A 10,743-nucleotide genomic window follows, 5' to 3' on the forward strand; every position below is an offset into this window, starting at 1 on the left:
CCAAATCTAGAAACAACTCTAGGCTGGTCATGATTACACCAAAAAAGTGCTGTCCAAGCTTGATTATTTTGCATTCCCAACTGCCATTCGTTTAAAATTGATTTTAGCTCTTCAAAATCTGGAGCTTGTAAACTCCATTTATCTTTATTTTTATAATCTATTTTTAAATGATGAAAATTAAATACCATAGAAAGTTCATTTTCATTTTCACCAGCATATTTAACACAGTTTTCAAGAGTTGTAGATGACATCTCTCCTACAGTTATAATCTCTTTATCCATTCCAAAAGAGTCAATATTTAATTCTTTTAAGTATTCGTGAATTTTAGGACCATCAGTATAAAATCTTCTTCCATCTCCAATATTATCATCTTCGTATATAGATGGTTTAGAAATAAGGTTAACAACATCAAATCTAAATCCTTTAACACCTTTATTCATCCAAAATTTTACTATTTTTTTCATTTCATCTCTAACTTCTGGATTTTCCCAATTGAGATCAGCTTGAGTTTCATCAAATAGATGAAGATAATGCATTTTAACCTCTTCAGAATACTTCCAGGCGTTTCCACCAAATTTTGATTCCCAATTAGTGGGTGGAGTTTTAGAATTTTTACTTTTTTTAAAAATATAATAATCTTGATATTTTTTATCTCCTGCTAAAGCTTTTTTGAACCATTTATGTTCTGTTGAAGTATGGTTAAAAACCATATCTAACATTAAGTCTATTCCTCTTTTTTTAGATTCTTTAACTAACATATCAAAATCATCCATAGTACCGTAAGTAGGGTCGATATTATAGTAATCTTCAACATCATATCCATTATCTTTTTGTGGAGAGATAAAAAATGGTGTTATCCATAAATAATCTACTCCTAAATATTTTAAGTAATCTAATTTTTCAATAACTCCTTTTAAATCTCCAATTCCATCATTATTACTATCTTTAAATGATTTGGGATATATTTGATATACAACTTTATCTTTAAACATTCTCTTTATTCTCCTCTTTTCTTAAAGAAATATTCATTATTGCTATAAATAGAGAACCAATAAATATTGATAAAATATAAATTGGCCAGTTTTGAACTGCAAACCATCCATAAAAACCTGATATTGGAAGAGGATTATTTGCACCTAGATAAACAGCTAGAGCAGCAGCAAGGGCAGATCCTAAAATAGTTGATGAAATAACTTTTATTGGAGATTCAATAGCAAAAGGAATTGCTCCTTCTGTAACACCAACTAATCCCATTAAAATAGCTGATTTTCCAGCTTCTTGTAAAGCTAAACTATACTTCTTTTTAGATAAAATAGTTGCAAACCCTAGTCCTAAAGGTGGAACAACAATTCCTATCATTGCAGCGGTGTTTGGAACAGTTATTCCTGATGCAACTAAAGCTAAAGCAGTTGTAAGAGCCGCTTTATTAATAGGTCCACCTAAGTCAGCTCCCATCATTCCTCCAATAATTGCAGCTAAAATCAGTCTATTAGAACCATTCATTCCCATTAACCAAATTTCAAGAGATTTATTTAAAGTTGCAACAGGATCTCCAATTACGTAGATAATACTTAATCCAGTTATTAAAACAGCACAAATAGGCGCTATAAATATAGATGTAACTCCTGATGCAAATGCAGGTAACTTAACTTTTTTTATTATTATTTTTGTTGAATAACCAGCCAAAATACCAGCAACTAGAGCTCCTAAAAATCCAGAATTAGAATCTGCAGCTAATAATCCACCAACGAACCCTGGAGCTATAGCAACTTTGTCACCAATAGCAAAAGCTACGTATCCACCAATAAAAGGTAACATTAAACTTAAAGTTTTTCCACCAAGCTTATCTAAAGTATGTAGTAATCTAATTAGAGGTTCACTAGATTGAGCATAAGAACTATCCCAAATATTTCCAATTTCAAAGAAAGAAGCTCCAATTCTAGATAATCCCATAATAACAGCTCCAGCAACAACTAAAGGAAGCATATACGAAATCCCTGTTAAACAAGCTCTTTTAATCTCTTGAATACTAAATAGTTTATTTGAATTTTCATTTTTTTCATCAGTATTATTTTCAGATTTTATTTGATTAGCTTCAACAATTCCATCAGGATTGTTTAAGGCTTGAAGAATGGTTTCTTTACCTTTTTTTAATGGTGCAGCAACTCTTGTTTGTATATATTTTTTTCCAATAAATCTTTCCTTCTCTTTAACAGAAACATCAGTTGCAAATATAACAACATCAGCTTTTTTTATTAAATCTTCAGAGTGTTTTCCTTCAATTCCACGAGCGCCTTGTTTTTCTACTAAAAGATTTACTTCAAGTTCTTTACCTGCTTTTTCTAGTGCTTCAGCAGCTAAGTAGGTATGAGCAATTCCAGTTGGACATGCAGTAATAGCTAAAATTAGTGGTTTATCTTCAAAATATTTATTTTTATTGTCATTTTCATCTTTTTCCTCTTCAATAGAATAAAGTATATTTAAAAGTTCGCTAGCAGTTTGGGAATTTTGTAAATTTTGTATAAAACCCTCTTTCATAAAAGACGTTGTAAGTTTGCTTAAAATCTCAATATGACTTGAACCTTCCTCTTTTTTAGGAATTGCAATTAGAAAAACCAAATTAACTTTATTATCTTCATCAACAGATTCCCAAGTAGAAATAGGTTCTCTTAATCGAGCAATAGCAATAGAAGCTTCTTTAACACACTCATCTTTTCCATGAGGAATTGCTAATCCCTCTTCTAGTCCTGTAGGTGATGATAGTTCTCTTTCTATAACTGTTTTATAAAAATTTTCTTTAGAGGTAATTCTTTCATTATCATAAAGTTTATCGACTAAAACTTTAATAATATCTTTTTTATCTTTTAAATCTAGATTTAAAAGAACTAAATTTTCATTTACTAAATTTTTAAAATTCATTTGTTTCTCCTTTTACTTAAAACTTTTTGAAAAAAATTAATTTAATACCCTATAAATTAGAATACCAATTTTATAATGATTTGTAAATTTTCTATTTTTTTCAGAAAAAAATGAAATTTTTTGTTATAAAAGTACGTTTTTTGATTCTTTAGTGTTATAATTAAATTGATTTAATTTATTATTACAAAATTAACAGGTTATATTTTTTCAATTTTTTTTGAAAAGTAAGGAGGAAAAAATTAATAAAAGAATTATTTCTATTTTAGAATTATTAATTAAATATGAAAAAGTGATTACTATAAAAGAATTGAGCTCAATGTTGGATGTTAGTGATCGAAGTATCCGTTATGATTTAGAAACAATAAATGAATATTTAGAGAAGAATAGTTTAGTTCCTATTAATAAACTGAGTAAAGGTGTTTTAGAATTTAGAAATACATCTTTAATAGAATTATTAAGAATATTTAATAGTTCTAACTCTTTTTCTAAAAGCGAGTATAGAGATGAGCTAATTCTTATTAAAATAGCTTTTGAAGAGGAGATTAATATATCAGATTTATGTGAAGAGTTTGATTTAAGTCGTTCTAGTATAAAAATAACTTTGAAAAATAATGAGGATATACTAAGTAATTATAATTTAAGGTTGGTTTTAAATCCTCAGAAAGGTTTGAAATTGGTGGGTGAGGAAGAAGCTATTAGAAAAATACAATTAAAACTATTAAATCAATTTAAATATAATTCTGAAATTATAGATTTTAAACTAGAATTTTTTAGAAAGAACTTAGATAAATATTTTAAAAATATAAATATCAACCAAGTTAAGGTTTTTATTAATTATTTAATTAATTCTCTTAATAAAGTAATTTCTGATGAAGCATATAATATTTTGATTAATTATACATTTATACTTATTAATAGATTAAAACATAAAAACCCATTAACTACTTATAAAAATGAAAACTTTTTTTTGAATACCTTAGAATATAGTTTAGTGAGTAAAGCGGCATCATTAGTTGAAGCTTCAGAAAATATTAGTTTAAATAAGTATGAACTTATTAAATTTACTGATTATCTTTTAGGAAGTCATAGTTATTCAACAAGTTTTTCTATATATGAAAATTGGATAGAGATAGAGATTTTGGTAAAAAAAATAATTAGATATTTTTCTGAAGTAATAGAGGTTGATTTAAATGGTGATAATATATTATTAGAAGGACTTATTAATCATATAAAACCAACTATTTATAGAGCAAAAAACAATATTGAATTAGAAAACTCTATAGTCAAAGAATTTTTAGAAATTGATAAAATTATTTTTGAAAAAACTAAATTAGCTTTATCTTATCTTAAAGATTTTTTAAATAAATCTATTTCTGACAATGAAATTGCATTTATAGGTGTACATTTTAAGTCAGCCTTAGATAGAAATAAGTCTATAAAAAAGGAGTTAAAGAATCTTTTAATAGTTTGTGGATTAGGATTTGGAACGTCTAAATTAATTGCTCAACAAATAAAAAATAGATATGATGTTAATATAATCGGAACAATTCCATTAAACCAGTTAGATAAATATTTGGAAAATAAAAATGTAGATATTATTATAACAAATATAAATAATATAGATATAAATTATTTGAAGTTACCAGTTATTGTAGTTAATACTTTGCTAAATGGAGATGATTTTTTTAATCTTGATAAGTTAGATTTTCCAAAATATAAGAAAAAAATAATTTTAAGTAACCTCATAAAAATTATAAAAGAGGAAACAGAGATTAAAGATGAAAAAGTTCTCATTGATAAATTAAAAAATGAGTACGATGATTTAATAGTTGATGATTTAAAAGAGAGTTATAAGCCTCTTTCATCATTTTTATTAAAAGAGAGTATCTCCTTAGACTCTAATGTATATACTTGGGAAGAGACGATTAAAGCTGCTGGAGAGTTATTAGAGAGGAATAATTGTACTTTATCATCATACACAGATGAGATGATAGAAGCCATAAAGATTAATGGTTCTTATATAGTTATGGATAATTTAGTAGCATTACCTCATGCAAAAAATAAAAATAATGTATTAAAAACAGGGATGTCTTTAGTGATATGTTCGGCACCTGTTGAATTTCCAGGAAAAGTATTTGCAAAATATATATTAGCTTTTTGTTCATATGATGGAAAAGAACACTTAGATGCCTTAGTACAATTTGTAGAACTATTGAAAAAATATGAATTTGATAAAATCTTATCAAATTCGCAATCTCACAAGAAAATAATAGATACAATTAAAAAGTATGAATTTTTAAGTAATTTTGGTAAAAAGTAAATACCGTGAACTAAAAACTTGTTTTAATGTGAAAAAAGTGTTATTATATATCGAAAAACACACACAGGGGGATAAGGGATAAATGAACAAAAGAATCATACTACTAGCAGCATCATTACTAGTTTTTAGTCAAGCAACACTATCAAAAGAACGTACTTTTTTAACAAAGGCCAATGGGTATTCTGGTGAAATAAAGTTAGAGGTTATAGCAGAGGGACAAGAAGTAAAGGATATAAAAATTGTATCACATAATGAAACAGTTCCTGTTATGACAAGAGCATTTCCTATGCTAAAAGAGAGAATTTTAGAAGCTCAATCACCAATAGTAGATAGTGTTTCTGGAGCAACTCATACATCTACAGCTATTAAAAGAGCAGTAAATGATGTATATAAACAATTAGGAAAAGATTACGGAAGAATTACAGCTAGAACAAAAGGACCTGAGTTACCAGTTGCTTATTTAGAGCCTGTATCTACAGATCTTGTAATTGTAGGAGGAGGACCAGCTGGGTTAGCAGCAGCTATATCAGCAAAAGAGCAGGGTCTAAAAAATGTAATTTTAATTGAAAAAATGGATATGCTAAGTGGTAATGGAAAGTTTGATATGAACTTCTATGATTTAATAAATTCAGAGGCTCAAAAAGCTAATGGAATGAATGATACAGTAGAAAGTTTAATAAAGGACAACACAAATCCAATGGATACACCAGAACGTACAAAAACTCAAGCTGAAGGAGCTTTTGTTTTAGATAAATGGTTAAGAGAGATGGGGATTAAATTAAATTACCATTATGGAAAAAGAGGTCATATGGCTGAAAAGAATGTATACGCAGGTGAAGTTATACAGGATAAAATGGAAGCTAGAGCAAAAGAGTTAGGAGTAGATATTCGTACTTCAACAAAAGGATTGGATTTAATTATAAATAACGGTGTTGCAACAGGAGTAAAAGTTCAAAATAAAAATAATTTTTATGATATAAATGCAAAAGCTATTGTAGTTGCAACAGGTGGATTCTCAGCTAATCAAGAGTTATTGGCAAAATATGCTCCAGGAACAGAACAACTGCAACATTCAAACCAAATTAGTGCAACAGGAGATTTAATTCCTGTATTTGAAAAAAATAATATTCAATTAGCTAATTTAGAGGTAATGAACTTGATTCCATTTATTTTAGGATCGACAAGAGATTTAGCAGGTCCTAATGGTGATGGAATGATGTTAGTTAATATAAATGGAGAGAGATTTACAAAGGAACACATTACAAAAGATGAAAGAATGGATATAGCTAAAAGTATGTTGGCTCAACCAGAAGCTAAAGTATTCTATGTATTTGATAAAAAATTATACGATTCAAGTTATCGTTTACAAAAACATACAAAAAAAGGGTATCACTTAGTTGCAAACTCAATTGAAGAGTTAGCAGACAAAATGGAAGTACCAGTAGCAACATTTAAAGAAACAGTAATAGCTTATAACAAAGGAGTACGTGGAGAGATAAAAGATCCATTTAGAGATGTTAAAGCAAAAAGAGAGTTTGATATGAGTGGACCATTTTATGCAGTTTTAGTTGAACCAGCTGTTCATATGACAAGAGGTGGAGTTGTAGCTAATGAAAAAACTGAGGTTATTCAAAATAATGGGGAAGTAGTGAAAGGACTTTTTGCAGCTGGAGAAGTAACAAGTACAAGTGCGGCATATAGTGCTTCTGTAATATTTGGACGTGTAGCTGGAGAAAACGCAGTAAAGTTTATAAATAAAAAATAATAAAAAAATCCATTCAATTACGAATGGATTTTTTTATCTATATATAACTAGTTATACATTACTCTTACAGTAACTTTTCCTTTTAAAGTATTTTCTTTTGAATTTAAAGCTAATTTTCCATTAATCTCTCTTTTATTGTATAAATTGATATTATTGTTATTAAATTCTTTAATATAAACCCTAACGGGTTCTTCTTTAAAATTATCTAAGTTAAAGTTAAGTTCATTTTCATTAGATATTTTTTTAACCACTATTTTTGTAGGGTTTATTAAATTTAATTTTGTATAAATATCAACAGTTGTATCTTTCGAACTAAAAGTCAAAATAAAATTTAGTACAAAAAAACTAAAGAAATATAATCTCTTCATTTTAATCCTCCTTAAAATTTACTAATAAAATTTAATTTTAAATTAAAATAAAGTAGTATCAACTTCTTTATGTACTGCAACTGGCTGCCATTTTAAAGGCCCTATAGCTTTGCGTCACACAGTTTCCTATGTTTTGCCTTTATTTTAATTTTTACAAATTAATCTACAATAAAATTGTACTATATTATTATTTCATTTGTCAATAGTAGAAGGATTTTTATTTAAATTAATGTTGACCTAGTATACCTATTCCTATTTCGTTAAGAATTATAATATTCTTATCTGAAAAAGATTTAGAATTATTGGGTAGTTCTTTGAAAATTATATAACTCTTATAATTTTCATTCTTTTTTAATATATCATTTTTGTTTTTAAATACTAATTTGATTATCTTTTCTTCTTTTGGTTTCAAGGTTATAAATTTTGGAAAGCACTCAAGCATTAATTCTAAACTATTATTTTGAAATTCCATAGGAGTCTCAAAATATGGCAAAAGTTTAACGTCCTTATTGCCATTGTTTATGAGGTAAATATCTGTAACAGAGTCATTATTTAAGTTTAACTCTATTTTTGTAGGGCTTATAGATAAGTTAAACTCAGTTGATAATAAAATCGTAGAGAAAAATAGATAAATCAATAATATTTTTATATAAAACACTCTCCTTTATTTATAAGGTCAAATAATCAGTTCGCTTTCTAAAATTGGTTTTCCAATATAATAACCTTGAATAAAATTTACCCCTATCTCCTTAATAAACTCAAATTCCTCTTTAGTTTCTATTCCTTCAATAGTAATTTCGTGTCTCATTATTTTTAACAAAGAAATAATTCCTTTATAAGTTTCTTTTCCTAAAGGGCAAGTGATATCTTTTAATAGACTTCTATCAATTTTAACTTTGTTAATTTTAGTTTTTAAAAGAGTTTCTAAGCTAGAATTTTCCATAGGAAAATCATCCATAGCCACTTTTATTCCTAATTTATTTAGTTGATTAATTCTAATGATAAGTTTTTCGTAGTTGAGATTACCTCTTTCGGTTAATTCAATTTCTAAATTAGATAAATTACATTTTAGTAAGGTTATTTTTTCAATAAATTCATCCATAAGTAAAGTTATTGGCGATACATTTATTGCTATTTTCTTTTCATTTTTTAAATATTTTTCAACTTTTTTTAAAATTAAAAAATCTAGTTCATGTATAATATCTAGTTTTTCTAAAAATTTGATTACTTTGATTGTAGAAATAACATCATTATCTTCATTATAAAATCTCGATAAAGCCTCATAACTCTTTATTTCCCCCTCTAAAGAATATATTGGTTGAAAAGCAACTTTTAAAATATCTTCTAAGTTGAATTTTAAAAGACTTTCAAATTGTTTATTCATATTGTCCCCCAGTATTGATATATTTTCTATAATTATTTCAAATAGACGTTTAAATAAAATTGTCCTGTATGTTCACCCTCTGTAGTAGCAGTACTTGTATCTATAAGCTTTCCTTCTAATATAAAATAACTATTTCCAGTAGAAATCTCTTTTTGTTCAGCACTTATTGAAAAGTTACCAGCTTTAATTAAAGAGTTGTTGTTTGTTAAGGATACTTTCCCATCTGTTGTAACTGGTATTAAAGTTAGTTCTTTTCCAGATATATTTTTTATAACTATTTTAGAAGTAGCGGTCTTTGAGTTATCACCTTTTAAGATTGTTCCAAAATCTAAAATTACATCTTTAGTTTCAATTTCAAAAGTTGGACCAGGTGTTTTTAGCTTTACGGTATATTGCCGTCTTACTAAACCAGATCTTTCCTTATGTATAATTGTGAATACATGAGAATCTCCACTCCAATCATCTAGAGAAAGAGAAACTAAACCATCATTATTGTAATTAATATTCATCTTTAAATTTGATTCTTGAATAGTGGCTTTAGTTTCTCCAGAAGGATTCATATTTACAGAAATTAATTCATTATTATTATAAATTATTTCTAATTTTCCATCATTAAGTTCTAATCCATTTATGAATTGCCCAGAGTTTAGATTAGTCTCTACACTAGAGTTTGTACTATTTCCAGCAAAATCAAATTTAACTTTTTCTCCTTTTATGTAGTTGTTTTTAAACTCTATTTCAATATTATTATTCTCTACAATATCTTTGACTATTACAATAGATGGATAGGAAACTTTAGTAATTCTTGAAGAGTTAGAATCCATCGGAAAATTATATTTATTGTTTGAATAATCCCCTTGAACAAAAGTTACGTTTTCTTCTGTTCTAAGATTAACTTTTTCTGAGTTGACTCCTCTAGCATATGTTAGAAAATTTTTTTTATCTTCATTTTTGATTTTTATAGCTAAGTTTCCAGATACTTCCTCTCGACTTTTATCAGAGTAAACCCAAATACCTAAGTTTGAATTATCACTACCTTTTTGTATTCCTCCCTGAATTGGAGAGTTACCTTCTAATACTCCACCTTTCAAATCTTTAAAATATGGATAAGTTTTAAGAGCGTTATTACCATAATTAGCAATATAAATCTCTCTAGGAACTGTAGTGGTATTTTGATTAAATAGATACCCTTTTGGAGCGGCAAGTTGTTTTCCAAGAGCTATCATTGGAATCTGTTTATCACCTGAAGACATATGTTTTTGTTTAAACTCAACAAAACCTGATACTTTATCTAAATCTCCATTATCGATTAAATCCTTTTCTCCAATCTCTAAATCGTTAAGTTTATAATCATATTCAAAGTTTCCAGTAGAGTTTTGATTCCCACTTTTTTTCTTAAATTTAATTTTAGGATAAAGAATCTCTCTAACCTCTCCTTGAGATGTATCTGGGATGTTTATTCTAGTTGTATTTCTCTTTTTTGAACTAGGAATTAAAGATATTTTGTAGTCATTAGAATATGGAATCTCTACGATATCACCACTTTTAGATTTTGCATAATTTATTATCTCAGTTAAAACCCCTTTAGGAATAGCTATTTTTACCTCTCCAGTTATACTGTCAACTGTTCCATAAGCACCTAAAGTAATAGCTTTAGTTTTAGAATCTATTCCTACGTCTTTTTCAATTGCTTTTCTAAATAAAGTTCCTACTCTAGATTTTTCTACAAGATAAGGATAGATTTGCTGTTTAGAGCCTATATTTAAAAATATATTCGAAACTTCCTCGAGTGGCTTAACTTTATTTATTTCACCAGTATAACCCCATTCATTTGGAGTTCCCAATCCTATTGTAGGAACTCTATCTTTATCATACGCTCCTTTTTCCTGCTTAACATAAACTGTTCCAAGAGAAACAGTGTAATAATTATTATTATAATTTTCTATATCAACTTCATCTATTATATAATCTTTTAAACCATTAATAT

8 protein-coding genes and 1 riboswitch are annotated in these 10,743 nt (G+C 27.2%); of the genes, 2 read left to right on the plus strand and 6 right to left on the minus strand.

The genetic code is table 11. The annotated features are described in order from the left end of the window. Window positions 1-992: alpha-amylase family glycosyl hydrolase (locus tag Q0V08_RS07905; RefSeq protein ID WP_297433695.1), on the minus strand; the 992-nt coding region annotated here is incomplete at its 3' end. After that, window positions 985-2,919: a fructose-specific PTS transporter subunit EIIC gene (locus tag Q0V08_RS07910; RefSeq protein ID WP_297433697.1), complete on the minus strand. Its 1,935-nt coding sequence runs from the start codon at window positions 2,917-2,919 to the stop codon at window positions 985-987. The genes Q0V08_RS07905 and Q0V08_RS07910, both read right to left, overlap by 8 nt. 217 nt (window positions 2,920-3,136) lie before the next feature. On the opposite strand from Q0V08_RS07910, the gene Q0V08_RS07915 reads away from it, so the two are divergent. Together Q0V08_RS07915 and Q0V08_RS07920 are read left to right on the plus strand one after the other, a co-directional pair. After that, on the plus strand, window positions 3,137-5,239 hold the full coding sequence (locus Q0V08_RS07915; protein WP_297433699.1) for a BglG family transcription antiterminator: 2,103 nt from the start codon (window positions 3,137-3,139) through the stop codon (window positions 5,237-5,239). A gap of 82 nt (window positions 5,240-5,321) precedes the next feature. Continuing rightward, complete coding sequence (locus tag Q0V08_RS07920) at window positions 5,322-7,004, plus strand: FAD-binding protein (protein ID WP_297433701.1); 1,683 nt, start codon at window positions 5,322-5,324, stop codon at window positions 7,002-7,004. Window positions 7,005-7,051: 47 nt separating this feature from the next. On the opposite strand, the gene Q0V08_RS07925 is transcribed toward Q0V08_RS07920, so the two are convergent. The 4 genes from Q0V08_RS07925 to Q0V08_RS07940 form a co-directional block, all read right to left on the minus strand. Next, window positions 7,052-7,372, minus strand: a complete 321-nt coding sequence (locus tag Q0V08_RS07925) for a hypothetical protein (protein ID WP_297433703.1) — start codon at window positions 7,370-7,372, stop codon at window positions 7,052-7,054. Between the two features lie 72 nt (window positions 7,373-7,444). Beyond that, window positions 7,445-7,520: riboswitch (cyclic di-GMP riboswitch) on the minus strand. 78 nt (window positions 7,521-7,598) lie between these two features. Beyond that, window positions 7,599-8,030, minus strand: a complete 432-nt coding sequence (locus Q0V08_RS07930; RefSeq protein ID WP_297433705.1) for a hypothetical protein — start codon at window positions 8,028-8,030, stop codon at window positions 7,599-7,601. A gap of 18 nt (window positions 8,031-8,048) precedes the next feature. Continuing rightward, window positions 8,049-8,756 (minus strand): EAL domain-containing protein, encoded by a 708-nt coding sequence (locus Q0V08_RS07935; RefSeq protein ID WP_297433706.1) that lies wholly within the window; start codon window positions 8,754-8,756, stop codon window positions 8,049-8,051. 32 nt (window positions 8,757-8,788) lie between these two features. Continuing rightward, window positions 8,789-10,743, minus strand: a 1,955-nt coding sequence (locus tag Q0V08_RS07940) for a hypothetical protein (protein WP_297433708.1), incomplete at its 5' end; no start/stop codon positions are given.

This window comes from uncultured Cetobacterium sp. (genome assembly GCF_947038635.1).
Classification (GTDB): domain Bacteria; phylum Fusobacteriota; class Fusobacteriia; order Fusobacteriales; family Fusobacteriaceae; genus Cetobacterium_A.

Bases quoted from the DNA above. Each gene is read 5' to 3' on its own strand.
- Q0V08_RS07910 (WP_297433697.1), bottom strand. From the start codon at position 2,919: ATGAATTTTAAAAATTTAGTAAATGAAAATTTAGTTCTTTTAAATCTA.
- Q0V08_RS07925 (WP_297433703.1), bottom strand. From the start codon at position 7,372: ATGAAGAGATTATATTTCTTTAGTTTTTTTGTACTAAATTTTATTTTG.
- Q0V08_RS07920 (WP_297433701.1), top strand. From the start codon at position 5,322: ATGAACAAAAGAATCATACTACTAGCAGCATCATTACTAGTTTTTAGT.
- Q0V08_RS07935 (WP_297433706.1), bottom strand. From the start codon at position 8,756: ATGAATAAACAATTTGAAAGTCTTTTAAAATTCAACTTAGAAGATATT.